Annotated in this window: 20 protein-coding genes; 15 read left to right on the plus strand and 5 right to left on the minus strand. The window is 70.8% G+C overall.

Annotated elements, in window-relative coordinates; translation table 11 throughout:
* Positions 1-142: 142 nt before the first annotated feature.
* Together NFX31_RS01345 and lgt are read left to right on the plus strand one after the other, a co-directional pair.
* Positions 143-835 (plus strand): GTP pyrophosphokinase, encoded by a 693-nt coding sequence (locus tag NFX31_RS01345; protein WP_262956531.1) that lies wholly within the window; start codon positions 143-145, stop codon positions 833-835.
* A gap of 87 nt (positions 836-922) precedes the next feature.
* Complete coding sequence (gene lgt / locus NFX31_RS01350; RefSeq protein ID WP_262956532.1) at positions 923-1,870, plus strand: prolipoprotein diacylglyceryl transferase; 948 nt, start codon at positions 923-925, stop codon at positions 1,868-1,870.
* A gap of 29 nt (positions 1,871-1,899) precedes the next feature.
* Here the strand turns inward: lgt and NFX31_RS01355 are convergent, their stop codons facing one another.
* Complete coding sequence (locus NFX31_RS01355; protein ID WP_262956533.1) at positions 1,900-3,597, minus strand: FAD-dependent oxidoreductase; 1,698 nt, start codon at positions 3,595-3,597, stop codon at positions 1,900-1,902.
* A 261-nt stretch (positions 3,598-3,858) separates the two neighbouring features.
* On the opposite strand from NFX31_RS01355, the gene NFX31_RS01365 reads away from it, so the two are divergent.
* From NFX31_RS01365 to NFX31_RS01385, 5 genes are all read left to right on the plus strand, one after another.
* The gene (locus NFX31_RS01365; protein ID WP_045251041.1) at positions 3,859-4,173 is read left to right on the plus strand and encodes a metal-sensitive transcriptional regulator; all 315 of its coding nucleotides are present in this window, start codon (positions 3,859-3,861) and stop codon (positions 4,171-4,173) included.
* Positions 4,174-4,464: 291 nt separating this feature from the next.
* Positions 4,465-5,319 (plus strand): hypothetical protein, encoded by an 855-nt coding sequence (locus NFX31_RS01370; protein ID WP_045251040.1) that lies wholly within the window; start codon positions 4,465-4,467, stop codon positions 5,317-5,319.
* A gap of 447 nt (positions 5,320-5,766) precedes the next feature.
* The gene (locus NFX31_RS01375; protein ID WP_262956535.1) at positions 5,767-8,142 is read left to right on the plus strand and encodes a SpaA isopeptide-forming pilin-related protein; all 2,376 of its coding nucleotides are present in this window, start codon (positions 5,767-5,769) and stop codon (positions 8,140-8,142) included.
* 84 nt (positions 8,143-8,226) lie between these two features.
* Positions 8,227-9,633, plus strand: coding sequence for a SpaH/EbpB family LPXTG-anchored major pilin (locus tag NFX31_RS01380; RefSeq protein ID WP_045251039.1), 1,407 nt, complete (start codon positions 8,227-8,229; stop codon positions 9,631-9,633).
* 172 nt (positions 9,634-9,805) lie between these two features.
* Positions 9,806-10,777 carry a class C sortase gene (locus tag NFX31_RS01385; protein ID WP_248700461.1) on the plus strand — a complete coding sequence of 324 codons (972 nt, stop codon included), beginning with the start codon at positions 9,806-9,808 and terminating at the stop codon, positions 10,775-10,777.
* Between the two features lie 10 nt (positions 10,778-10,787).
* Here the strand turns inward: NFX31_RS01385 and NFX31_RS01390 are convergent, their stop codons facing one another.
* Together NFX31_RS01390 and NFX31_RS01395 are read right to left on the minus strand one after the other, a co-directional pair.
* Positions 10,788-12,083: an amidohydrolase gene (locus NFX31_RS01390; RefSeq protein ID WP_045251037.1), complete on the minus strand. Its 1,296-nt coding sequence runs from the start codon at positions 12,081-12,083 to the stop codon at positions 10,788-10,790.
* 37 nt (positions 12,084-12,120) lie between these two features.
* On the minus strand, positions 12,121-12,768 hold the full coding sequence (locus tag NFX31_RS01395; RefSeq protein ID WP_045251036.1) for a TetR/AcrR family transcriptional regulator: 648 nt from the start codon (positions 12,766-12,768) through the stop codon (positions 12,121-12,123).
* Between the two features lie 140 nt (positions 12,769-12,908).
* Here NFX31_RS01395 and NFX31_RS01400 point away from each other — a divergent pair, with 140 nt between their 5' ends.
* The 7 genes from NFX31_RS01400 to NFX31_RS01430 all read left to right on the plus strand — a co-directional run bounded on the left by NFX31_RS01400 (position 12,909) and on the right by NFX31_RS01430 (position 22,046).
* A complete protein-coding gene (locus NFX31_RS01400) occupies positions 12,909-14,582 on the plus strand; it encodes an ABC transporter substrate-binding protein (RefSeq protein ID WP_262956536.1) in 1,674 nt (557 codons plus the stop codon).
* A 98-nt stretch (positions 14,583-14,680) separates the two neighbouring features.
* A complete protein-coding gene (locus NFX31_RS01405) occupies positions 14,681-15,505 on the plus strand; it encodes an ABC transporter ATP-binding protein (RefSeq protein WP_045251034.1) in 825 nt (274 codons plus the stop codon).
* The gene (locus NFX31_RS01410; RefSeq protein WP_091477700.1) at positions 15,502-16,314 is read left to right on the plus strand and encodes an ABC transporter ATP-binding protein; all 813 of its coding nucleotides are present in this window, start codon (positions 15,502-15,504) and stop codon (positions 16,312-16,314) included. Before NFX31_RS01405 ends, NFX31_RS01410 begins: the two co-directional genes overlap by 4 nt.
* A gap of 104 nt (positions 16,315-16,418) precedes the next feature.
* Positions 16,419-17,414 (plus strand): ABC transporter permease, encoded by a 996-nt coding sequence (locus NFX31_RS01415; protein ID WP_211256053.1) that lies wholly within the window; start codon positions 16,419-16,421, stop codon positions 17,412-17,414.
* Positions 17,415-17,416: 2 nt separating this feature from the next.
* The gene (locus tag NFX31_RS01420; RefSeq protein ID WP_420847422.1) at positions 17,417-18,484 is read left to right on the plus strand and encodes an ABC transporter permease; all 1,068 of its coding nucleotides are present in this window, start codon (positions 17,417-17,419) and stop codon (positions 18,482-18,484) included.
* Positions 18,481-20,727 carry an exo-beta-d-1,3/1,6-glucosidase gene (locus NFX31_RS01425; RefSeq protein ID WP_091477696.1) on the plus strand — a complete coding sequence of 749 codons (2,247 nt, stop codon included), beginning with the start codon at positions 18,481-18,483 and terminating at the stop codon, positions 20,725-20,727. Before NFX31_RS01420 ends, NFX31_RS01425 begins: the two co-directional genes overlap by 4 nt.
* 74 nt (positions 20,728-20,801) lie before the next feature.
* Complete coding sequence (locus NFX31_RS01430) at positions 20,802-22,046, plus strand: MFS transporter (RefSeq protein ID WP_248700460.1); 1,245 nt, start codon at positions 20,802-20,804, stop codon at positions 22,044-22,046.
* 100 nt (positions 22,047-22,146) lie between these two features.
* Here NFX31_RS01430 and NFX31_RS01435 read toward each other — a convergent pair whose 3' ends face one another.
* Positions 22,147-23,808 (minus strand): glycoside hydrolase family 13 protein, encoded by a 1,662-nt coding sequence (locus NFX31_RS01435; RefSeq protein WP_262956537.1) that lies wholly within the window; start codon positions 23,806-23,808, stop codon positions 22,147-22,149.
* Positions 23,809-24,292: 484 nt separating this feature from the next.
* Positions 24,293-25,222, minus strand: a complete 930-nt coding sequence (locus NFX31_RS01440; RefSeq protein ID WP_045249276.1) for a 2-hydroxyacid dehydrogenase — start codon at positions 25,220-25,222, stop codon at positions 24,293-24,295.
* 17 nt (positions 25,223-25,239) lie between these two features.
* Between NFX31_RS01440 and NFX31_RS01445 the strand changes: the two genes are divergently transcribed.
* A complete protein-coding gene (locus NFX31_RS01445; RefSeq protein WP_258955337.1) occupies positions 25,240-25,644 on the plus strand; it encodes an SDR family NAD(P)-dependent oxidoreductase in 405 nt (134 codons plus the stop codon).
* Positions 25,645-25,728: the final 84 nt, after the last annotated feature.

The following is a 25,728-nucleotide window of genomic DNA, read 5'->3' on the forward strand; positions in this document are numbered from 1 at the left end:
CCATCACTCTTTGCCCCGGTCCGGCGCCGGGCGTGTCCCGGGGCGCTACGGGAGAGCGTTCTCCGGTGCGTCTCGTCGCTCCCCGATCCGCTCAGAACGAACACACAGGAGATCCGAACGCCCGTTGCGTAGCGTCGCAGTCATGAGCACGGTCCCCCTCGACGACGACGCGCTGAATCAGACCCTCTCGGAGGCGCGGGAGCTGCGCGACGAGTTCCAGCGCTTCCTGCACGAGTACGAGTTCGGGATGCGGGAGATCGAGACCAAGATCTCGATCCTCCGGGACGAGTTCACCCACCACCACTCCTACAACCCGATCGAGCACGTGAAGAGCCGGGTGAAGTCGCCCGACAGCATCGTGGAGAAGGTGGCGCGGCGCGGCGTCGAGCCCGACTTCGCGTCGATCCGGCAGCACATCACCGACATCGCCGGGGTGCGGGTGACCTGCAGCTTCGTGGCCGACGTCTACCGCCTGTTCGACCTGCTCACCGCGCAGGACGACATCACGGTGCGCATCGTGAAGGACTACATCGCGACGCCGAAGGCCAACGGCTATCGCAGCCTGCACGCGATCCTCGAGGTACCCGTCTTCCTGTCCTCCGGGCCGATCATGGTGCCGGTCGAGGTGCAGTTCCGCACGATCGCCATGGACTTCTGGGCGAGCCTGGAGCACAAGATCCACTACAAGTTCCAGGGACAGGTGCCCGCGCACCTCGTCGACGATCTCACCGCGGCCGCCGATGCCGCCAGCGAGCTCGACGGCCGCATGGAGCGGCTGCACCACGAGGCGCACGCCCCGCTCGCCGCCCTTCCGACGGTGCCCCTCGACGTCTGAGGCGGGGCTGCTGCGCCGTTCACAGCCGCCTCCGCGACCCGCCCCTTGGCGTGGCTCATGCCGTGCCCGTCTCCGAAAGGCGATCGAATGAGAACGAGCATCCCCAGCCCTCCTGAGCAATGGGCGCAGTTCCAGGTCGGTCCGCTGACGATCCATGCGTACGCGCTGTGCATCATCGCCGGCATCATCGCGGCGACCCTCATTCTCGGCAGGCGTCTGAGGAGGCGCGGCATCGAGCCGGGATTCGCGATCGACATCGCCCTCTGGTCGGTGCCCCTCGGGATTGTGTGCGCGCGTTTCTACCACGTGTTCACGCACGTGGGCGACTACTTCGCTCCCGGGGACGACCTGTGGAACGTGTTCGCGATCTGGGATGGGGGCAACGCCCTCTACGGCTCCCTGATCGGCGGCACCGTCGGCATCGCCATCGCCTGCCGCCGCGCTCGGGTGCGGTTCTGGAGCGTGGCGGACGCCCTCGCACCGGCGCTGCTGGTCGCCCAGTCTCTCGGCCGACTCGGCAACTACTTCAACCACGAGCTCTTCGGGTTGCCGACCACGCTGCCCTGGGGCCTTGAGATCGAGGCGACGAACTCCAAGTTCCCGCCCGGGCTGCCGGCGGGCACCCTGTTCCAGCCGCTGTTCCTCTACGAGATCGTCTGGAACCTGCTCGGTTTCGCCGTGATCCTCTGGGCCGAGCGCCGTTTCGCGTTGCAATGGGGCAAGGTGCTCGCGCTGTACCTGATCTGGTACGGCGCGGGCCGCAGCTACCTCGAATCGATCCGCATCGATCCTTCGAGCATCGGCTTCCTGGGCGTCCCCGCCAACGTATGGGCGTCGCTCGCCGCCGTCGCGCTCGGCATCGTCCTGTTCGTGGTGCAGACCCGGCGCCACACGGGCGCGGAGCCATCCGCCTTCACCGGGGCATCCCGGTTCGCGCTCCCGGCCGGAGGGTCGGGCGCGCCGGTGGGCCGCCGTGAGCCCCTCGACGAGACGACGGATGCAGGAGAACCGGCGGGGAGGGCGTCGAGACCGTAGTGCTGCCCTGATCCGGACACGGCGCGACGTCAGGCCACGAGGACCTCGTCGCCGAGCACCGCCCGGGCCGTGAGCATCCCGCCCGACAGCGACGCGGAGTCGAAGCCCGACTGCGTGAGGAGCCGGTGGGCGATGTGCGACCGCACGCCGGAGCCGCACAGCACTCGCACCGGGCGGCCCGCGGCGGCGGCGCGCACCTCGTCGAGACGGCCCCGCAGCTCGGTGTGCGGGATGTGCAGGGCGCCCGGCAGGTGCCCTGCGGCGTACTCCGCCGCGCTGCGGACATCGAGGACCAGCGTCTCGCCCCGGAGCCGCTCCCAGTCCTGGGCATACCACAGCGCGAGGGTGCCGTCGGTGACGTTCGCGCCCACCATGCCGACGAGATTCACCGGATCCTTCGCGCTGCCGTAGACGGGGGAGTAGGCGAGGTCGAGGTCGATGAGGTCGGCCGCGGTGAGCCCCGCTCGGATGGCCGTCGCGAGCACGTCGATCCTCTTGTCCACGCCCTCGCGGCCGACCGCCTGCGCGCCCAGCAGGAGACCGTCGCCGCGGCGGATGTGGACGACGAGCGCCATCTGTGTCGCTCCCGGGAAGTAGCCGGCGTGCTGGGTGGGGTGCAGGTGAAGGGTGTCGGTGTGGATGCCTGAGGCGCGCAGCGCGTCCGCATTCGCCCCGGTGAGCGCCGCGGTGATCTCGCCGACGCGCAGGATCGCCGTGCCGACGGGGGCAGGGAGCGGGCGAGCCGATGCGGGGCGGAGGATGTGGTCGGCGATCCCGCGCCCCGCCCGGTTCGCAGGGCCGGCGAGAGCCACCGGCCGACGCAGTCCCGTGACGGCATCGGCGGACAGGACCGCGTCTCCCGCGGCATACACGTGCGGGACGTTCGTGCGGCCGTGTTCGTCGACGAGGATCGCACCGCGCTCGCACGCGACGCCGGCCGTCTCGAAGACCGCGGTGTCGGGGCGGACGCCGACGGAGAGCAGGATGAGATCGGCCTCGATTCGTCGCCCGTCCGCGAGCACCAGGGTGTCGTGTCCTTCGTGCTGCTCCACGGCCTGTGCCGCGACGCCCGCGTGCACGGAGATCCCGAGCCGCTTCAGCTCGGTCGTCACGGGGGCGGCCATCACGGCTTCCAGAGGGGGGAGGACATGCGGGGCGAGCTCGACGAGATCGACCTCGAGGCCCTGGCGGCTCAGAGCCTCCGCGGCCTCCAGGCCGATGAAGCCGGCGCCGAGCACGACGGCGCGTCGTGCGGGGCGGGAAGCCTGCGCGTCGATGCGCGCTCGCAGACGCACCGCATCCTCGACGGTCCGCAGGGTGCTCACCCGCGGCGAGTCGAGTCCGGGTAGCGGGGGGCGCACGGCGGCCGCGCCCGGCGCGAGGATGAGCGCGTCATACCGCAGCTGCTCCTCGCCCTGAGGTCCTCGTACGGCCACTGTCCGGCGGGCGGGGTCGAGGGCGATGACATCGTGACGCACGCGCACATCGAGGTCGAGGGCGTCGCGCAGCTTCGCCGGCGTCTGCACGAGCAGCGCGGCCTCATCCTGGATCTCGCCGCCGACGTAGTAGGGAAGCCCGCAGTTGGCGAACGAGACGTGCTCGCCCCGCTCGAGGACGATGATCTCGGCGTCCTCGTCCAGGCGGCGTGCCCGGGCGGCGGCGCTCATCCCGGCCGCCACGCCGCCCACGATCACGATCCGGCGCGGCGGCGTCGTGGCCGCGCTCATCGACCGAGGATCCGGGACAGTAGACCACTCCGAGCGGGGCTGGTCGCGTCGATCTGCGCCTGTGTGTGCCGGCCGTCGCACCACTGTGCCGCCGGCACGGAGCGCTTCACCTCGGACACGTGCTGGCCGCACCCGGCCCAGGTGGTCTTCCCGCACGTCTTGCACGTCACTGCACGGCACATCTCTGCTCCTTCATCCCGGCATGGTCGAATACTCCCGGGAGTATCACCGTAACATACTCCCCCGGGTATAGTTGGCTCCATGGTCAGCAGGGAGACGACTCAGGGCATCGCAGACGACGAGACGCGCGCAGCGGGGCACGATCCGGACGCGGTGCGCAAGATCGCGAACCGGTTGCGACGTGCGCACGGTCAGCTTGCGGCGGTGATCGCCGCGGTGGAGGGAGGCGAGGACTGCCGCGCGATCGTGCAGCAGCTCTCCGCGGTCACAAAGGCGCTGGACCGCGCCGGTTTCCTGGTGATCTCCACGGCGCTGCGCGAGTGTCTGACCGACCCCGATGCCGCGGGGTCTCCGAGTGCGGAGGAACTGGAGAAGCTCTTCCTCACACTCGCCTGAACGACGACGCCTCGCCGGTCGACGGCAATCGGGCCGGAATGCATTGAACAGGCATTCAGTTGATCGGTAGGCTCTGTGCCTATGCGACGGCACCGGGGAGGGCGAGGGGGCGGTCTTCGGCAGGGCGGCGCAGGGGCCCGCCGTGCGACAGCCGCCCTCACTGTGCTGACACTGCTGGGCGCCCTCACCGCGTGCTCGGCGCCGGGGGACGTCAGGGAGGCTGAGCGCGCCGCCGCTGCGACCTGCGAGGCACTGAAATCGTTGCCCGGGGTCGCCTCGGCGAAGTGCGTCGTGGACGACGGCGGGTTCGATGCGGGGATCGCACGCGACACGGACGTCCGGCTCGAGCGCGGCGTCACGGCCGGCGAGGCGCATCGCGTGATCACGACCTGGCTGTCCGCGAAGGGCGGCGGAGGTGCCGAGTACGGGATCCCAGGCTCACGTGCACGATCGCTGCACCTCGCGCTGGAGGCTGTCGCCGAGGCGTCGTTCACCGTGGCCCCCGGCTCTCCGCCGCCCGGGGTCCGTTTCGTCGGCGAATGGCTCAGCCGGGCGGAACGCGGAATCCCGCTCTCCGGATCCGTCGGCGACGGCCGCGCCCTGCGGATCGCCGACGAACGGCTCTCGCCCTCGGCGCAGGCCGCGCTGCTCGACGAGTTCTCGATGCAGACGCGCACCGATCGACTGACCCTCTCGCTCGGCGAGGACTCCACCATCGAGTCGCCTGTTCCTGCGTCGCTGGGGGCGATCCTGCGAGGTTTCGACGCCGGCTACCGCGGCTTCGCCGCGGCCGATCCTGACCACGAGCTGCGGTTCGCCGTCGACGTGTTCCCGAGTGGGCCGCCGCGGCTCTCCGTGAGGATCCCGACATCGGCGGCGCCGGCGCTCCCGTCGGATCTCGCGCTCACGGATGCGCCCGGGTGGCCGGCCATCCGCACGGTTCTCGAGAACGCCGCGCCCGGCGGCGACGTCTACACCGTCACCCTCACCGCTCGCCCCGGGCAGGTCATCGGGGGGTTCAGCACCTCCGGATGCACGCCGGAGCTCCCCGGCCCTGCGCCCCAGTTCGGCGACGAGCTGCAGGTCCAGTGGGCGACGATCCACGGCATCGCACCGGCGCGGACGTGCGACTCGGGAGGGCAGTGAGCGTGGACGGAGAGGCGCGAGCGGCGGGATGCGGAGCTGGCGAGGCGCTGGAACGGAGCCACGATCTGGAACCCGGACACCACGGCGAGGGTGGTCCGGCTGTCGCGGGTCGAGCCGGGTCGCGGATCTGCTACCAGAACGCTCCGACGAACGCGCGCCAAAATGCGACGTACCGGCGTCGATTTTGTGAATCACCCGCACGTGTCGTAGCGTCTTGAACAGATCCACTGTCCGCGCGCGGTAGTGCATCCGTCCCTGGGGCCGGATGCGGGCGAGGACGGGATCCAGGTCGCCAGGGGATTGGCGGTCGTAGGGGACTCACGGGAAATGGGTTCCCGACAGCGGGCCAGGGGATGGTCCGATGGGGAGGAGAGAGCCGAGTGATCGGCTCTCGTGAAGGACGTTCCGCGGGGAGCGGACGCCCTTCTTCTGTGGCTGGGGAGCACAATGAAGCTTGGGGACCACTTTGCGCGCGCCGTCGTGGCGCTGGGGGCGAGCATCGCGCTGGCATTCGTCGCAACGCCCGCCGCGCAGGCCGCACCCGCATCGCTCTCGCTGAGCGGATCGCCGGCGACGACCTCGGTGCACTCTGCCGCGCTGGGCCCGCTCGCGGCGCGCACCGCACCGGCCGCGAGTGCCGGCCTCGTCTGCGCGACCGGAACGTTCTACGCGCTGTCGGGCACCGGCCAGCTGCAGCGCGTCGCGAACGGCGCCGTCACGTCCGTCGGCACGCCGGCGCTCGGGGTCTCGTCGTTCAACGGCCTCGGCATCGGCGCGAACGGCTCCACCGCGATCGCGTACGAGCGGACGAACAACAGCCGCACCGCGACCATCTGGTACTTCGACGGATCCACGTGGAAGTCCACGGGGGACAGCTACACCACGTCCGCGACGCTCATCGCCGGTGCGATCGACCTCAAGACGGGCGACTACTTCTTCGGCGGGTTCGCGTCGGGCAGCTTCTACATCTACAAGTACGTGCTGAGCACCGGCGCCTTCTCGCTCGTCGGCACGATCGACACCTCGGCTGCCGGCGGCACCAACGGCGACATGGCGTTCGACGCCAACGGCAACCTGTACGTGGTCGGCAGCGCGTCCACGACGACCGTCTACTCCGTCACCGCCGCCGCGCTCGCCGCGGGCACCGGCGGGCAGCTCGCGTCGTCGCCGTCGTTCTCCTTCACGCCGGCCGGGTTCTCCAACATCAACGGCATGGCGTTCAACACGACCGGGTCGATGTACCTCGGCAACGCCTCGACCGTCCGCGAGTACAACGCGTCGACCGGCGCCCAGATCGGCGGCGACGTCACCAACAGCCTCTCCAGCACGGATCTGGCGAGCTGCAACTCGCCCGCGAACCTGACGGTCAAGAAGAACGTCGTCGCCCGCGCCCACGTCGGCGACCAGTTCCGCCTGTCCGTCAAGAGCGGCGCGACCGAGTCCGCGACCGCGACGACCACCGGGGCCGCCACCGGGATCCAGACCGCGCAGATCGGCCCGCTGCCGGTGATCCAGAACAACACCTACACGGTGTCCGAGGCGATCGCCGCCGGATCGCCCGGCACGCTGGCCGACTACGCGAGCTCGCTCGCCTGCGTCGACGACCTCGGTGCGACCGTGCCGACCAACGCCGCCGGCCAGCTCACGATCCCGAACCGCTCGGGCGCCAGCGTCGTCTGCACCATCACGAACGCGCCGCTGCTGGCGACCGTCGCAGTGCACAAGACCGTGCTCGACATCGCCGGCAACAACCCGGCGCCGGGCTCCGGCTGGACCCTCGGCGCGGCGACCACCGCGACCACCGGGACCGCCACCTCGACGCCGGCCGCGACCACGCAGACGACCCCGGCCTCGGGCGACGCGAACTGGACCGTCGTGTTCGACAAGACGACCTCGCGGGCGACCGTGCGGGTCTCCGAGACGCAGAAGAGCGGGTGGGACTTCGTCAGCGGCAGCTGCACCGTCACCTCGCTCGGCGGCGCGCAGCGCTCCGTGACCCTGCCCGGCGCCGCCGGTGCGGACATCACCGGCGTGGCCCCCGGTGACGCGGTGGCCTGCACCATCACGAACAAGCCCTCCGCGGCGAACCTGACCCTCAAGAAGCAGGTCGACAACACCTACGGCGGCACGTCCACGATCTCCGACTGGACGCTCACCGCGACGGGCACGCAGACGATCACCGGCAAGACCGGCGACGCGAGCGTGACGGGCGCGATCGTGTCCCCGGGGACCTACGCGCTGTCCGAGAGCGGCAGCCCGGCGGGCTACGCCGCGGGTGCGTGGACCTGCACCGGCGCGACCGTGAGCGGATCCTCCGTCACCGTCGCGGCGAACGCGAAGGCGGTCTGCACGATCACCAACGCGAGCAAGCCCGGATCCGTCGTCTGGACCAAGACGTCCAAGGCGACCGGCGGCCAGCTCGCCGGATCCGAGTGGACCCTCACCGGCCCCGGCCTGCCCGCCCAGGGACTCGTCGTCAAGGACTGCACCGCGGCTCCCTGCGCCGGCCCCGACCTCGACCCGGCACCGGGCGCCTTCCGCCTGGACAAGCTCGCCTGGGGGACCTACTCGGCGAAGGAGACGCTGGCTCCCGCCGGCTACATCGCGGCCGGATCGTTCACCTTCACGGTGAGCGCGGCCAACGCCGGCACCACGCTCGACATCGGCGCCCAGCCGAACGAGCAGCAGCCCGGCGCGGTGCTGCCGCTGACCGGCGGCATCGGAAGCGACGCGTTCCTCCTTGCGGGCGGCGCGATCGTGTTCGCCGCCCTCGCGCTCCTCGGATTCCTCCGACTCCGCCGCACCTCGCGCCGCACCTCCTGACCCCTCACCCACCTCAACCGACAGCACGACAACTGTCGGCCGACGGGTGTCGGTCGACGAACCACAAAGAAAGCAGGAACGGAAATGACCAGCAGGTCTCTCGGGCTGCGCAAGCTCGCAGCCGGGCTCGGAGTCGCGGCCCTCGCCGCCCTCGGCGCCCTCGCGGTGTCGCCGGCCGCCAACGCCGCCGACACCCTGAGCCCGTCGAACATCACGGGCACCACGGGCACCCTCACCATCCACAAGCACGCCGGTGACCCCGGCGCCGCGGGCGACGGCACCCAGATCACCGACCCGGCGAAGATCGCCGCGCTCGGCCAGGGCCTCGAGGGCGTTCAGTTCAGCGTCCAGCGCGTGAGCGCGAACGGCACCCCGATCGACCTCACCACCGCTGCCGGCTGGGACCAGGCGAAGAGCGCGACCCCCGCGAACGTGTCGTCGGCACCGTTCTCGCTCGGCACCGGCACCACCGCGACCACCGACGCCTCCGGGCAGGCCGTGGTCTCGAACCTGCCGTACGGCCTGTACCTCGTGACGGAGACGAGCCCCGGCGCGAACCCCATCGTCTCGCCGGTGCAGCCGTTCCTGGTCTCGGTGCCCTACCCGAACCAGGGCACGTGGCTCTACAACGTCCACGTCTACCCGAAGAACAAGCTGAACTCGACGGAGCCGACGAAGACCGTCGCCGACCCGAAGGCGCCGGTGCTGGGCTCGCAGATCGTGTGGACGGTCAACGCCCCGATCCCCGCCCTGGCCGCGGGTGACACCTACCGCAGCTTCTCCATCACGGACAACCTCGACCCGCGCCTGACCTACGTCGGCGCCGTGGTCAAGGTCGACGGCACCACCCTCACCGAGGGCACGGACTACACCGTCTCCGGCAACACCGTGATCACCTTCACCGCGACCGGCCTCGGCAAGCTCGCCGGCAAGACCGCGGTGACCGCGGACATCACCACGACCGTGACCTCGCTCGGCGCCGACGGCCAGATCCTGAACACCGCCGTCGTCAACACCAACGGATCCGACCGCACCACCAACACGCCGCAGACCAACTGGGGCCCGCTCAAGGTCGTCAAGCAGGACGGCAACACGAAGAACACGCTGCAGGGCGCGATCTTCGAGGTCTACGACGCCAAGAACGGTACCAAGGTCGCCGGCCCCGTCACGACCGACGCGAACGGCCAGATCCTGGTCGACGGCCTGTGGGTCGGCAACAACGATGTGAAGAGCAAGGACTACTGGCTCAAGGAGGTCCAGGCCCCGGCCGGCTACGTGCTGCCCGCCGACCCGTGGACCCAGGTCACGGTGACCGCGAACGGCTCGGCCAACCCGACCAGCATCACCATCTCCAACACCCAGCAGGTCGGTCCCAACCTGCCCCTGACCGGTGGTGCGGGCAGCACCCTGTTCGCCGTCATCGGCGGACTGCTGGTCGTGGCCGGTGTCAGTGCGATCCTGGTGCGCCGCGTGCGCGCTCGTCGTCACTGAAACCCTCGTCCGTCGGTGACTCCTCACGCAGGGGTCGCCGACGGGCCCGAGGAGGGCAGAGCCCCCAGAGCTCCTGCCCTCCTCCCCCCAATCCCGTGATCCCGCTCGCGTCGCGCGCCCGGGATCACGGGACCCTTCACGTCAATCCACCGAGGCCGAGAGAGGAGCCGTCGTGACGCAGACCGCTCCGCTTCGTCGTCGGGACGTGAGGCCCGCGCCGCCTGCGCGGTGGCGGATGCCCTGGGCGACCGCGATGCTCGCCGCGGTCGCCTTCGTCGGCGTCCTGGTCCTGATGTATCCGACGGTGGCGAGCTGGTGGTCGCAGTACAACCAGTCGCAGCTGATCGTGAAGGTGGACTCCGAGGTCGGCGGCTCCGCGCCCGATGCGCGGCAGAAGGCGCTCGACGAGGCGCGGGCGTACAACCGGGCCCTCGTCGGCGGAGCGCTCGTCGCGCCGGGATCGCGCGTCCCCACCAGCACTGCGGCCGCGCCCGGCTTCGACTACTCCCGCATGCTCAAGGCCGATGCCGACGGCGTCATGGGCCGGCTGCGCATCGCCGCGATCGGCGTCGACCTGCCGATCTACCACGGCACCTCCGACAGCACCCTGACCAAGGGCGTCGGGCATCTCGAGGGCACGTCCCTCCCCATCGGCGGCGTCGATCAGCACTCCGTGCTCACCGCGCATCGCGGCCTCGCCGGCGCGACGCTGTTCGACAACCTCGATCAGCTGAAGGTCGGGGACACGTTCACCGTCGAGGTGTTCGGCCAGGTGCTGACCTATCGGGTGCGCGACACCAAGGTGGTCCTCCCCGAGGAGACGCAGGCGCTGAGCGCCCAGCCGGGTGAAGACCTCGTCACGCTCGTGACCTGCACCCCGCTCGGCATCAACACCCACCGGATCCTGGTCACGGGCGAGCGCGTGACGCCGACCCCGCAGAAGGATCTGGACGCCGCCGGTGCGGCGCCGGACATCCCCGGCTTCCCCTGGTGGACCATCGTGCTCGGCGGGGCGTTCCTCGTGCTGGCCGGCGTCGTCGTGGCCGCAGGGCGCCCGCGTCGCGACGCCGCCCGCAATGCCGAGGCGCCCGTCGCGATGCCGGGATCGGACGACCCGGAGACGGACGCGCCGATCGGCGTGTGACCGTCGCCCGTCAGTCCAGGAATTCGCGCGCGGCGACGGTGAGAGCCTGGACGCCCACCTCGATCGTCGGGTGGATCTCGACCGCGAAGAACGGGGAGTGGTTGGTGGCGATCTCGCTGTCGACCGTGCCCTGCGCCACCGCGGCGGCGTAGCGGGCCGGCGCGATGCCGCCCCAGAACCAGAACACCAGCGGCACGCCGGCATCGCGGGCGAACCACGACACGTCCTCGCTGCCGGTGAAGAGGCCGGGATCGATCACGTTCTCCTCGCCGAACGCGGCGCGGAAGGCCGCGGTCGCGCGCTCGGTCGCCGCGTCGTCGTTGATCGTGGCGGGCAGCGTGTGCAGGGTCTCGATGGTCGGGTCGACGGTCGCGCCGCTCGCCATCGCCTCGGCCTTGATCACGCGCTCGACCTTCGCCAGTACCCGGGAGCGCAGGACGTCGTCGGGGTAGCGCAGGCTGAGATCGAGCGTGGCCTCGGCCGGGATGATGTTGTTCTTGGTGCCGGCGTGGATGGCGCCCACCGTGACCACGGCCAGGTCATGCGGATCCACTTCGCGCGAGACCACCGTCTGCAGGCGCATCACCGTGGCGGCCGCCATGACCACCGGGTCGATCGTGGAGTGCGGCCGGGATCCGTGTCCGCCCCGGCCGTGCAGCACCACGTGCAGACCGTCGGAGGCCGACATCTGAGGCCCGGGCCGCACGCCGATCACGCCGGCGGGGAACGGCGTCACGTGCTGCCCGATGACGATGTCGGGACGCGGGAAGCGGTCCAGCGCCCCGTCGTCGAGCATCGCGCGGGCACCGGCGCCGAACTCCTCGGCGGGCTGGATGACGACGACCAGGGTGCCGGACCATTCGTCGCGGGTGCGGACGAGCTCCTCGGCGGCGCCGATCATGGCGGTCACGTGCATGTCATGGCCGCACGCGTGCATGATGCCGACCTCGTGCCCTTCGGCGTCGACGCCCTTGGCAGTGCTGGCATAGGGCAGCCCCGACTCCTCGACGACGGGGAGGGCGTCCATGTCGGCCCGCGCCCACACGACGGGCCCCGGGGCCTCTGAGGCTCTCGAAGGGGTCCCTGAGGTTCTCGAAGGGGTCCCTGAGGTTCTCGAAGGGGTCCCTGAGGTTCTCGAAGGGTTGCGCAGCACGCCGACGACGCCCGTCCGTCCGACCCCCTCGGTGACCTCGAACCCCAGATCGCGCAGGTGACCGGCGGCGATGCCCGCGGTGCGCACCTCCTGGAACGAGAGCTCGGGGTTGCGGTGCAGGTCGATGAAGAGCGCTTCGAGGTCGATCGTCATAGGGCTGAGCCTACGCGGATCCGGCGGCGGGCCCGTGTCAGCGTCCTGCGTAGGTCTCCAGTGCGGGCCCGGGGTGCAGCACGCCGTTCACGATCGCCCGGATGGCGAACGCGCTGGCCTCGGCGAGCCCGACGGCGGAGGGATCCAGCAGCCACTGCAGCTGCAGTCCGTCCATGACCGCGAGGATCGACGCCGACGCCGTGCCGATCGCGGCGGTGTCGGTCACGCCCTCCTGCGCGCACAGCTCGCGGAACGCGGCGGACACCTCGGTGCGGAGCTTCTCGTAGCGGTGCTCGAAGAAGCCGCGCGCGGGATGGCCGTCCGTCACCGACTCGTTGGACAGCACGGTGTACGTCTGCACGATGCCCGGACGATGCTCGTTGGCGAACGCCGTCTTCACCAGGTGCAGGAACAGCTCGGGGCCGTCGGGGATGTGCTGATCGGCGAGCTCGGCGACGTCGCTCTTGTCCCGGTAGTCGAGCACCTCGAGCAGGAGCTTCTGCTTCGACCCGAAATGGTGCAGCACCCCGGCGTGCGTCATGCCGACCTGCTCGGCGATGTCGGCGAGGGTTCCGTTGGTGGATCCTTTCGCGCCGAAGATCTCGATCGCCGCGTCCAGGATCTCGGTGCGCTTGCGCTCGGTCTCGGGGCGTGATTTCACGCGCGCCGACGTCGTCGTGACCATTTCGTCCCCTTCGCCGCTTGTCATCCAGCTTACTCGTCGGTAACCTCACATCTACTTACTTTCTCGCTAGTAAGTAAAGTTCCGGAAGCGAGACCCCGCACCAGGTGGCGCACGATGGCCGTGCCCCAGAAGGAGAAGCAATGAGGCTCACCAAGACCCTGCTCGTCGTCTCGGCGATCGCGGCCCTCAGCGCCGTCGCGCTGACCGGCTGCTCGTCGGGCTCCTCCGCCGGCGCGTCCGGCGGCGGCTCGCTCACCGTCGCCAAGCCGGACGGCGCCGCGATCCTGTCGACCCAGACCAACAACCCGTTCATCTCCACGGGCTCGGGGATGTCGCTCGGATACGACCGGATGATCTACGAGCCCCTCGCGATCGTGAACCCGGTCGGCAAGAACGAGACCACCCCGTGGCTCGCCTCCAAGGTCGAGTGGAACGCCGACTACACCCAGCTCACCGTCACTCCGCGCAGCGGCGTGAAATGGAGCGACGGCAAGCCGTTCACCGCCGACGACATCGTCTTCACCTACACGATGATCAAGAACACGCCCGCCCTCGACCTCGCCGGCCTCAAGCTCGCCGACGTCAAGAAGGACGGCGGGAACGTCGTGCTCTCGTTCAGCGAGTCGAAGTTCGTCAAGCAGGGCGACGTGCTGCAGGTCACCATCGTCCCCGAGCACCAGTGGAAGAGCATCTCCGACCCGTCCAAGGATCCGGTCAAGGACGCGGTCGGCACCGGCCCCTACACGATCAAGAGCTTCTCCTCGCAGGGTGTGGTGCTGAAAGCGCGCACCGACTACTGGGGCGGCAAGGTGCCGGTCGGCCAGCTCAAGTACCTCGAGTACAACGACAACACGGGACTCCTGCGCGCGCTGCAGAGCAAGGAGGCCGACTGGGCGCAGATCTTCATCACCGACTACCAGAAGAACTACGTCGACAAGGATCCGAAGCACAACGTGTTCTGGGGGGCGAACGTGCTGAGCCCGGACATGGTCCTGGTCAACACCACGAAGGCGCCGTTCAACGACGTCGCCTTCCGCAAGGCCGTGAACATGGTCGTCGACCGCAAGGCGCACGCGGAGAAGGCACGCAGCAACGCCGGCCCCGAGCTCACCAGCGTCACCGGCATCCCGCAGCCCACGGGCGACCAGTACATCGCGCCCGAGTACAAGGACAAGACCTTCTCGATCGACGTCGACGGCGCCAAGAAGGTGCTCACCGACGCGGGCTACACCTGGAAGGACGGCGCGCTGATCGACCCGGCCGGCAACCCCGTGTCGTTCACGCTGCAGGATCCGCAGGGCTGGAACGACTACGTCACCGGGATCCAGCTCGTCGCGACGCAGGTCAAGAGCACGCTGGGCGCGGACGCCAAGGTGGCCACGCCGGACGCCGACACCTGGTTCACCAACATGGCGACGGGGAACTTCGACGCCGCGCTGCACTGGTCGGGTTCCGGCTCCAACCCGTGGCACATCTACGACGACGTGATGAACGGGGCGTACCTGGAGCAGGCGGCCGACGGCAAAGTCTCGGACAACTTCGGCCGCTACAGCAACCCGGAGGCGACGGCGCTGCTCAAGCAGTACGCGCAGGCGTCCGACGACGCGACCCGCACCGACGCGCTCAACAAGATCCAGAAGATCTTCGTCGAGGACGTCCCCGCGATCCCGATCGGCACGCACCCCCAGCTCGGCGAGTACAACACCCGGACCTTCACGGGGTGGCCGAGCGAGAAGGACCAGTACGCGACCGCCGACCCGACGCAGCCCTCGGCCGTCCAGGTCATCATGAACCTGAAGCCGGCCGGCAAGTAACCGTCCATCCCTCTCGGTCGTTGAGCGAGCGCCCCGCGTTTCGTCTCAGTCGCGCTGCGCGCGGCCTCGCTCAACGACCGCTACCGGAGCATGCCCTCATGACAGACACCCTTCTCTCCGTGCGCGACTTCTCCGTCGTGTACGACGTGGATCCGCCCGTGCGGGCGGTGAAGAACGTCACGATCGACATCCGTCGCGGTGAGATCGTCGGCCTCGCCGGCGAGAGCGGCAGCGGCAAGACCACGCTCGCATACGGTGTGCAGCGGCTGCTCAAGCCGCCGGCCGTGATCACCGGCGGCAGCGTGGTCTTCCACGACGCCGACGGCACGGACGTCGACCTGCACGCCCTCGACACCGAGCAGATGCGCCGGTTCCGCTGGGACAAGGTGTCGATGGTGTTCCAGGGCGCGATGAACGCCCTGAACCCCGTGGCGACGATCGGCGCGCAGCTCGACGACGTGTTCCGTGTGCACCGCCCGGGCATGAGCCGTGCACAGCGGCGCGCGGAGGTCGTCGACCTGCTCGAGATCGTGAAGGTCGGCGGCCAGCGGATCCGGTCCTACCCGCACGAGCTGTCCGGCGGCATGCGTCAGCGCGTGATGATCGCGATGGCCCTCGCGCTCCGGCCGCAGCTCATGGTCATGGACGAGCCCACCACGGCGCTGGACGTGCTGGTGCAGCGCGAGATCCTGAAGCAGATCTCCCAGCTGCGCCACGAGTTCGGCTTCTCGGTCGTGTTCATCACCCACGACCTGCCGCTGCTGCTGGAGATCAGCGACCGCATCGCGGTGATGCGCGAGGGCGAGATCGTCGAGCTCGCCGACGCCGAGCGGCTGTGGACGGATCCGCAGCACGAGTACACGCGCGATCTGCTGCGCTCGTTCCCGCGCCTGACCGGCGAGCGGGGGGTGGTGGTGCGATGACCACGCTCGAGTTCCGCGGCGTCACCAAGATCTACAACGTCCGCGGCTCCGGCCAGCTGAAGGCCCTGGACGACGTCAGCTTCACCCTGAGCTCCCGTCAGACGATCGGACTGGTCGGCCAGTCCGGCAGCGGCAAGTCCACGATCGCCAAGATCCTCACCCAGCTCGAGACCCCCACGCACGGAGACGTGCTGCTCGATGGGGCGCCGATCCCGCGGCGGGGCAAGGGCCTGCGCACCTACCGGCAGCAGCTGCGCATGGTGTTCCAGGATCCGTTCGCCTCGCTGAACCCGTACCACTCGATCCGCCATCACGTGGAGCGCCCGCTGCGCCTGGACCGCGTCGTCCCTCGCGACCAGGTCGAGGCCGAGGTGCGTCGCCTGCTCGAACGCGTGCGCCTGGATCCGGACGCCGTGATGGAGCGGCGGCCCCATGAGCTCTCCGGCGGCCAGCGTCAGCGCGTCGCGATCGCGCGGGCGCTCGCGTCTCGGCCGGCGCTGCTCGTCGCGGACGAGCCGGTGTCGATGCTGGACGTGTCGATCCGTCTCGGGGTGCTCAACCTGCTGGCCGATCTGCAGCGCGAGGAGGGGCTGGGCGTGCTCTACATCACCCATGACCTGGCGACCGCACGCCACTTCAGCGACGAGATCATGGTGCTCAACCAGGGCCGGGTCGTGGAGCGAGGGCCCGCGGACGACGTCATCCTGCGCCCGCGCGACCCGTACACGCGGGAGCTGCGCGCCGCTTCGCCCGACCCGGAGGAGTTCTTCCGCCGCCGGGAGGCACAGACCACGGGAGGTGCGCGATGAGCGCCGACACGTCCGCACCTGCGACCGAGGCCTCGCCCGGCGCGCCCGAACCGGTGGACCCGACGCTCGTCGGCACCACCGCGACCCGCGCCGAGCGCGGACGCATGCGCGTGCCGTGGCGCTTCATCGGGGGCAGGGCGGCCTTCTACGTGTTCACCGCATGGGCGGCGATCACCATCAACTTCTTCATCCCGCGGCTGATGAAGGGCGACGCGGTCGACGCGTACATGGCGCGCAGCCAGGGCCAGCTCACGCCCGACGCCGAGAAGGCGCTGCGCCTCATGTTCGGACTCGACCACTCGGTGCCGCTGTGGCAGCAGTACCTCGACTACTGGGGGATGCTGCTGCGCGGCGACCTCGGCGTGTCGATCTCGACGGGCATGGCGCCGGTCGGCGACGCGATCGCCGCCGCCCTGCCGTGGACGCTGGGGCTGGTCGGCTTCGCCACGATCGTCTCCTTCCTCATCGGAACGGTGCTGGGCGCCGTGATCGGGTGGCGACGCGGCGGACGCCTGGACGTGCTCGTGCCGGTGACGACGTTCCTCGGCACCGTGCCCTACTTCTGGCTCGGGCTCATCTTCATCGCGCTGTTCTCGACGCTGCTCGGCTGGTTCCCCGCCGGACACGCCTACGAGGTCGGCGTGGATCCGGGCTGGAACGCCGAGTTCATCGGGCAGGTGCTCTCGCACGCCGCGCTGCCGGTGATCACGATCGTGATCGCCTCGCTCGGCGGCTGGGTGCTCGGCATGCGGAACATGATGCTCACCGTGCTCGACGAGGACTACATCACCGTCGCCCAGGCCAAGGGCATGCCCAACCGCCGGGTGCTCTGGCGCTATGCGGCGCGCAACGCGGTGCTGCCGCAGATCCAGAGCTTCGCCCTGTCGCTCGGCTTCATCGTGGGCGGCACGATCGTCATGGAGATGGTGTTCTCCTACCCCGGCATCGGGCTGCTGCTGCTCGGCGCCACGAACGCGAAGGACTACGCGCTCATGCAGGGCATCTTCCTGGTGCTCGTGATGGCGGTGCTCGTGGCGAACATCATCGCCGACATCGCCTACGCCATCCTCGACCCGCGCACCCGGCAGACGGAGGCCTGATCATGACGACTCCCGTTCCCCCCGAGCTCGCGCAGCCGGCCGCCGGCGCGCCCGAGACCGCGGCGCTGCTCACCGCCGAGCGCCGACCCGCGCCGCGGCGCACCTTCTGGACCCAGCTGCGCGCATCGCTCGCGATGTTCGGCAACCGCAAGTCGGCCGCCGGGCTGATCATCCTCGGGGTGTTCACGCTCGTGGCGATCTTCGCACCCCTGATCGCGCCCTACAGCCCCACCGCGCAGCACCTCGACGCGACGCTGGAGCCGCCGTCCTGGCAGCACCTGCTCGGCACGACCCACATCGGCGAGGACGTGTTCAGCCAGCTCGTCTACGGCACGCGCGGCGTGCTCGTGGTCGGCTTCCTCGCCACGATCATGGCGACCGTGGTCGCGATCGTGGTCGGCGTGACCGCCGGCTACCTGCGCGGCTGGAAGAGCGAGTCGCTGTCGGTGCTGTCGAACGTTTTCCTCGTGCTGCCCGGCCTGCCGCTGATGATCATCATCGCCTCGCAGTTCCAGGATCCGCCTCTCGTCGTCATCGCGGCGGTGCTCGGCCTGACCGGGTGGGCGTGGGGCGCGCGGGTGCTGCGCGCGCAGACGATGTCGCTGCGCAACCGAGACTTCATCCAGGCGGCCCGCGCGAACGGCGAGCCGCTGCACCGGATCATCCTGGTGGAGATGCTCCCGAACCTCATGGCGATCATCGCGTCGAGCTTCGTGGGCACCATGACCGCCGCGGTGCTCGGACTCACGACCCTCGCGTTCATCGGCGTCATCCCGGTGTCGAACCTCAACTGGGGCACCATCCTGTTCTGGGCCCAGCAGAACAGCGCGTTCCCGGACTACTGGTGGTGGTACGTCCCCGCGGGCCTCTGCATCGCGCTCCTCGGGGTCGCGCTCGCGCTGATCAACTTCGGCATCGACGAGTACGTGAACCCCCGCCTGCGCTCCGCCGGAGAGCGGGCCCGCGCCCTGAAGAAGCGCGGCATCGACGCGAACGCGGCCGTGACCGCGGTGCGCACCGAATCCTCCCCGGCGAAGACCGGATCCGATACAGAGAGCACCACTGCATGAGCGACGCCCTGCCCTTCCGCGACCCCCGACTCAGCACGGCCGAACGCGTGGCGGATCTCCTCGGCCGGATGTCGGTGGAGGAGAAGGTGGGTCAGATGCTGCAGCTGGATGCGCGCGACGACCTGGCCGATCACGTGCTGCGCCGGCATGCGGGGTCGATCCTGCACACGTCGCCGGAGCGGATCGTCGAGGCGAACCGGCTCACCGCGCAGACTCGACTCGGAATCCCGCTGCTGGTGGCGGAGGACTGCATCCACGGGCATTCGTTCTGGGAGGGGGCGACGATCTACCCGACCCAGCTGGGGATGGCCGCGTCCTGGGATCCGGCACTGATCGAGCAGGTGGCGCGGGCGACGGCGGTGGAGGTCTCGGCGACGGGGATCCATTGGACGTTCTCCCCGGTGCTCTGCATCGCCCGGGATCTGCGGTGGGGACGGGTGGGCGAGACGTTCGGGGAGGACCCGTTCCTGATCGGCGAGCTCGCCAGCGCGATGGTGCGTGGATATCAGGGCGAGGGGCTCGCGGATCCGACCGCGATCCTCGCGACGGCGAAGCACTTCGCGGGGTACTCGGAGACGCAGGGCGGGCGGGACGCGTCCGAGGCGGACATCTCCCGCCGCAAGCTGCGGTCCTGGTTCCTGCCGCCGTTCGAGCGGGTCGCCAAGGAGGGATGCCGCACCTTCATGCTCGGGTATCAGAGCATGGACGGGGTGCCGATCACCGTCAACGACTGGCTGCTCAGCGAGGTGCTGCGCGGTGAGTGGGGATACACGGGCACGTTGATCACGGACTGGGACAACGTGGGCCGGATGGTGTGGGAGCAGAAGGTGCAGCCCGACCACGCGCACGCCGCCGCGGCCGCCGTGAAGGCGGGCAACGACATGGTGATGACCACGCCGGGGTTCTACGAGGGCGCGCTCGAAGCCGTGCAGAACGGCATGCTCGCCCCCGATGCCTTCGATGCCGCCGTCGCGCGGATCCTGACCCTGAAGTTCGACCTCGGGCTCTTCGAGGATCCCCGCCTGCCGTCCGAGCGTCTCGACACCGTCATCGGTTCCTCCGCGCACGCCGTGCTCAACCTCGACGTCGCCCGCCGCTCCCTCGTCCTCCTCGAGAACGACGGCACGCTCCCTCTGAGCCCCGCGGCCGGGACGGCGGATCCGGTCCGCGTCGCCGTCGTGGGCCCACTGGCCGACGACGCGCAGACGCAGCTGGGCGACTGGGCCGGCGGCTCGGGACAGGCCGGATGGCTGGAGGGCCAGCCGCGCGAGATGATCACCACCGTGCTCGACGGGCTCCGCGGCGTCGAGGGCCTTGCCGTGCAGTACGCGCAGGGCGCCGACATCCTCACGCTCGAGGAGGATCCGCTCGGGCCGACGTTCCCCGACGGGCAGCCGCGACCGCCGGTGGTGGTGGCGGCCCCGATCGACGATGCGCAGCGGGCGCACGCGGTGGCCGCCGCCGAGGCCGCGGACGTCGTCGTCGCGGTGGTCGGCGATCGGATCGAGGTCGTCGGCGAGGGGCGTTCCACGGCGACGCTCGAGCTCCTCGGCGGCCAGCAAGCCCTGCTCGACGCGGTGATCGCGACCGGCACGCCCGTCGTCGTGGTGCTGCTGGCCTCCAAGCCGCTCGTGCTGCCGGCCTCGGTGGCGAACGCCGCGGCCGTGATCTGGGCGGCGAACCCGGGGATGCGCGGCGGGGCGGCGATCGCCGAACTGATCACCGGGGCGATCGAGCCGTCCGGACGGCTGCCGATCTCGTTCGCGCGGCACGCCGGGCAGCAGCCGACCTACTACAACCAGATCCGCGGACAGCACGGCGCCCGCTACGCCGACCTCACGCAGGCGCCCGCCTGGGCGTTCGGCGAGGGCCGGTCGTACACGACGGTCGAGTACTCGGGCCTCGCGCTCGCCTCGGCGACGCTCGGCGCGGAGGACACGATCGTCGCCGAGGTCACCGTCGCCAACACCGGATCCCGTCCCGTGCGCGAGACCGTGCAGGCGTACGTGCGCGACGTGGTCACGAGCGCGAGCTGGACCGACAAGGAGCTCAAGGGGTTCCGTCAGGTCGAGCTCGCGGCGGGGGAGTCGGCCCGGGTTCGGCTGGAGCTGCCGGTCGCCGCGTGCACGATCGTCGACGCCGCAGGGATCCGCCGGGTCGAGCCGGGGGCGTTCGAGCTCCTGGTGGGGCCGTCGTCCCGTGAGGAGACGCTGCTGGCGGTCGGCTTCGAGGTGCAGGGCTGAGCCGGATCCGACAATTCGTCCGGAATCCTCGCAAAAGTTTCCGGGCGGCGGATCCGCTCTGCTTGGATGACCTGGTGCGAACGACTGCTGACGACACCGGCTTCCGGGCCGGCGCCCTGATCTGGCTCGCCGTCGCGACCTTCTCGATGGGGATCGACGGCTATGTGCTGGCGGGGCTGCTGCCCCAGATCGCCACCGACCTGCGCGTGGACGCCGCCGCCGCCGGACAGCTCATGAGCGTGTTCGCGGCGACCGGGGCGATCGCCGGACCGGTGCTCGGCGCGCTCACCGGACGCTGGGAGCGCAAGGCCACGATCGTGCTCGCCCTGGCCGTCTTCGTGGTCGGCAACCTGCTGGTCGGCCTCGCGCCGTCGTACTTCTGGGCGATGACCGGCCGCGTCGTCTCGGCGCTGGGCGGCGCGCTGCTGAACGCGGTCATCGGCTCCTACGTGATCGCACGCACCCCCGAGCACTACCGCGGACGCGCGCTCTCGCTCGTGATGGGCGGCTTCCTGTTCGCGACGGCCCTCGGCGTGCCGATCGGGCTGGTGATCGGCCAGGCCGACTGGCGGATCCCGCTGTTCCTCGTCGTGGGCGTCGGCACCGCGGCGCTCATCGGAATCCTCGCGCGCGTACCGCGCCTGCACCTCCCGCCGCTCTCGCTGCGCGCCGCGCTGAGTCCGCTCACCCGGCCGGCGATCCTCGCCGTCCTCGTGGTGCCCATGGGGCTCATGTGCGCGAGCTACCTCTGCTTCACCTACGCGACGCTCATCCTCGGCCCGCGCATCGGCGAGGGGTATCCGATGATCGGCGCCCTGTTCGGCTACGGCATCGTGAGCCTGGTCGGCAACATCGTGTCGGGCCGCGTGACCGACCGCCGTGGTCCGGTCGCCGTGCTCACGGTGATCGTGGCCACCGTGCTCGCCGCCGCCCTGCTCGGCTGGGCGGGCCTGATGCTGCCCGGCATCGCGGGGGCCGTCGCGGGGCTCGCCTGGTTCCTCGCCTGCGCCTTCTTCAACGGCGGATCCGGCGTCGCCGCGCAGACGCGCCTCGCGACGATGGTGCCGCCCGCGGTCGCCGCGCTGGTGCTCGCTCTGAACAACAGCGCCATGATGCTCGGCAGCGCGCTGGGAAGCGCCCTCGGCGGCGTCGCCCTGGCCGCGGGCGCCCTGCCGGATCAGCTGCTGCCGCTGTCGGGCGTCGTGCTGGCGGTGACCCTCGCGGTGCAGCTCGCCACGGCGGTGACGCATCGGCGGCGTCGCTCGTCCGACGTGGTCGGCGCCGCCGAGCCGCCGCTCGGGGCGGTCGAGCCCGCCTGAGCGGATCCGGATCCCTCCTCGGAGGGATCGCTCGCGCCGGAATTCCGCAGACTCGTCCGCGGGCGGGGGGATCCCGGACGCCGGAGCCGCGGCGGCGGCCTCAGGCGAGCGTGTACCAGGCGGCGGAGTCGGGCGGCAGCACGGCGCCGGCGTCCGGTGCGCTGTGCACGACCACCGTCGCCCCGGCGGGCAGCGCGAGGGGCGCGGTGCCGAGGTTGGCCGCGACGTGCAGCTCGCCGCGGCGGAACGCGACCGCGTCGGATCCCAGGTCCTCCCAGACCAGCGAGCCGGATCCTAGCCCGCGCGCGCGGCGCAGGCGCAGCAGCTCCCGGTACAGCGACAGGGTCGAGGCGTCGGACTGCTCCTGGAGCGTGCGGGCGTACTCGGCCCACTCGGCCGGCTGCGGCAGCCACGAGGCGCCCGTGTCGTTGAAGCCGTACGACGGCGTGGTGCCGCTCCACGGCAGCGGCACGCGGCAGCCGTCGCGGCCGTAGCGCTCGCCCTCGGTGCGGAACCAGGTGGGATCCTGCCGGAACTCGTCCGGAATCTCCATCGCCTCGGGCAGGCCCAGCTCCTCGCCCTGATAGAGGTAGGCGGATCCGGGCAGCGACAGCATCACGGTCGTCGAGGCGCGGGCGCGCGCGAGGCCGACGGCGCGGTCGGGCTTGGGCTCGTCGCGCGGACCGATGCCCTCGCCCTGCGGGTTGTCCCAGGTGAGGGCGAGGCGCGAGGCGTGCCGCACCACGTCGTGGTTCGACAGCACCCACGTGCTCGGGGCCCCGACCGCGCCGAACGCGTCGAGGGAATCGCGGATGACGTCGCGCAGCTCGTCGGCCTTCCACGGCGTCATGAGGTAGTTGAAGTTGAACGCCTGGTTCATCTCGTCGGGGCGCACCCAGAGCGCGATCTGGTCGAGCGTGGGCATCCAGGCCTCGGCGCACAGCGCGCGGTCGCCGTCGTAGGCGGCGAGGACCTCGTGCCAGTCGCGGTAGATCTCGTGCACGCCCGGCTGGCCCCAGTAGGGCACGTCCTCCTGGTCGCCGCCCATCGAGTCGGCGCCGTCGTCGGGCGTGTAGTCGGGCAGCCCGGCCTTCTTGATCATCCCGTGCGCGACGTCGACGCGGAATCCGTCGACGCCCCGGTCGAGCCAGAACCGCAGCACGCCGCGGAACTCCTCGCGCACCTCTTCATTGGTCCAGTCGAAGTCGGGCTGGCTGGTGTCGAAGATGTGCAGGTACCACTGGCCCGGCCGGCCGTCGGCCTCGGTCACGCGGGTCCACATGCCGCCGCCGAACACGCTCTGCCAGTTGTTCGGCGGCAGCTCGCCGTTCTCGCCTCGGCCGTCGCGGAAGATGTAGCGCGCGCGCTCCGGGCTCCCCGGGGCGGCGGCGAGGGCCTCCTGGAACCAGGCGTGCTGGTCCGAGGAGTGGTTCGGCACGAGGTCGACGATCACGCGGATCCCGCGCTCGTGCGCCGCGGCGAGCATGGCGTCGAAGTCGTCGAGCGTGCCGAACAGCGGATCCACGCCGCGGTAGTCGGAGACGTCGTAGCCCGCATCCTTCTGCGGGCTCGGCATGAACGGGCTCAGCCAGATCGCGTCGACGCCGAGCTCGCTGAGCGCGTCGAGGCGCGACGTGATGCCCGGCAGGTCGCCGATCCCGTCGCCGTTCGCGTCCGCGAAGGACCGCGGGTAGATCTGGTAGATGACGGCGGTGCGCCACCACTCGGATCCGGGGGCGGACTGCTGCTCGATCTCGGCCATGCGATCAGGGTACCGGGACGGCGCTGTTCCCGGAAACTCGCGGATCGAATCGGTTCGATCCCGCCCCCTGCCGCGGTTCGCTGGTCGCGCTTTGCGGTTTCGGAGCGGTGTAACCCGCAATCCGCGACCAGTGAGCGGAGGGGGATCCGGGCTCAGGGCGAGGGGGCGGGTTGGGTCATCTCGTTCGCCGGTCGCGTTCTGCGGCTTAGGGGCCTGGTAATCCGCAATCCGCGACCAGTGAGCGGAGGGGGATCCGGGCTCAGGGCCAGGGGCGGGGATCCGTCATTTCGTTCGACCAGTGGGCAGGAGCGGATCCGCCATCTGGTTCGGTGGTCGCCCTCTGCGGCTTAGGGGGCCGGACACCCGCAATCTGCGACCACCGGGCGGAGGGGGTGCTCTTTGTGCGGTTCGCTGGTCGCGCTTTGCGGTTTCGGAGCGGTGTAACCCGCAATCCGCGACCAGTGAGCGGAAGGGGGATCCGGGGTCAGCGGCGGATGAGGTTCACGGGGGGCTCGCCCGCGAGCATGCGGTCGATCTGGGTGCGCACGAGCGCGGCGATGCGAGGCGCCATCGCGGTCGACGCGCCGCCGACGTGCGGGGTGAACAGCACGCCGGGCGTCGTCCACAGGGGGTGGCCCTCGGGCAGGGGCTCGGGATCCATGACGTCCAGCGCGGCGCGGATCCGGCCGTTCTCGGCGACGAGGGCGTCGGTGTCGACCAGCGTGCCGCGGCCGACGTTCACCAGCAGGGCGCCGTCCGCCATGCGCGCGAGCATGGCGGCGTCGAACAGCCGGTGCGTCGCCGGCCCGCCCGGCAGCGACAGGATCACGATCTCCGCCTCGGGGAGCACCGCGGGAAGGTCGGCCAGCGCGTGCACCGCGATCTCGCCCAGCCCGTCGATCATCTCGGTGCGCGCGGTCTGGGCGACCGCCGTGACGCTGACCTCGAAACCCGCCAGCCGCCGGGCGACGGCCTTGCCGACGCCGCCGATCCCGACCAGCAGCACGCGTCGGTCGGCCAGGCTCGACGTGAACGCCCGATCCCAGACACCGGCGTCCTGCGCGCGCACGAACCGCGGCAGCTCGCGCTGCGCGGCGAGGGTCAGCGCGAGCGCGAGCTCGGCGGTCGCCGGCTCGTGCACGCTCGCGGCGTTCGCGAACAGGACCCCGGCCGGGATCCGGTCGATCACGGCCTCGTACCCGATCATCTGCCCCTGCACGAGACCGACGTCGAGGTCATCGAGCGCGGTGAGGTGCTGCCGGCCCAGATACGACGGCACGACGATGTCGATGCGCGAAGCCGGGGGCGGCGTCGCCATGTCCCACACGCGCACCTCCACTCCGTCGGGCAGGGGGCCCCGGGCGATGACGTCGGCGGCGAGTTCGGCGGTGGGGACGGTGACGAGGAAGCTCACCCCTCGAGCGTATGCCCGTGCGCGCGGTGTCCGGCGGGCCACCCGCCCGCCGGTGGACGTCCGCGGTGCGCCCGCGGGGAGAAGGCGGCTGGGGTCTCAAGGGCGGCGGCCAGGCCATCTCGTACTGCGCCTCGAAGGGCGCCGTCGTGAACATGACCCGCGCGCTCGCGATCGACCACGGCCCGCAGGGCATCCGCGTCAACTCGGTGAACCCGGGCGACGTCGACACCGGCATGCTGCGCGACGAGGCGCGCCAGCTCGGCCAGGACCAGGCGGGCTTCCTCGCCGAGGCCGCCGAGCGACCGCTCAACCGCATGGGTCAGCCCTCCGAGATCGCCGCGGCCGTGGTGTGGCTCGCGAGCGACGAGTCGTCGTACGTGACCGGATCCGCCCTCGTCGTCGACGGCGGCGGCATCGCCTGAGCCGCCCGGACCGCGGCGGGCCGGTGCGCGTTTTCCCTCCCCGAGTCGTCTTTCCCTCCCCGTGGACACGCAGCTGCGGGGAGG

This window comes from Microbacterium azadirachtae, from assembly GCF_025583665.1.
Lineage (GTDB): Bacteria > Actinomycetota > Actinomycetes > Actinomycetales > Microbacteriaceae > Microbacterium > Microbacterium azadirachtae.